The sequence below is a fragment of the Psychrobacter sp. GW64-MNA-CIBAN-0177 genome (assembly GCF_040309585.1).
Taxonomy (GTDB): Bacteria; Pseudomonadota; Gammaproteobacteria; order Pseudomonadales; family Moraxellaceae; genus Psychrobacter; species Psychrobacter okhotskensis.
Window position 1 is genome coordinate 1 of record NZ_JBEOOY010000171.1, and the last position, 279, is coordinate 279.

A 279-nucleotide genomic window follows, 5' to 3' on the forward strand; every position below is an offset into this window, starting at 1 on the left:
GCGTAATTCAGAGCTTAATCCATTGATTAAAATTAATGGTCCTGGCGCGAGTGTGGCGCAAGATTTAGAACCTGAGTACATTTCAGTATCAGCTGACAGTCAATTTGCGTATGTCAGTTTACAAGAAAACAATGCTATTGCTGTGATTGATATAGCAACAGCAACGGTAAAGCGTATTATTGCATTAGGGCTTAAAGATTTTGGTTTAGACGCTAATAAAATTGATGCCAGTGACAAAGACGATGCCATAAATTTACAAGCTTATGAAGGTGTTTATGG

1 protein-coding gene is annotated in these 279 nt (G+C 37.6%); it reads left to right on the top strand.

Annotated elements, in window-relative coordinates:
* Positions 1–52: 52 nt before the first annotated feature.
* Positions 53–279 (top strand): choice-of-anchor I domain-containing protein (locus AAEY79_RS14645; protein ID WP_407074206.1); only part of this gene is annotated, 227 nt, incomplete at its 3' end.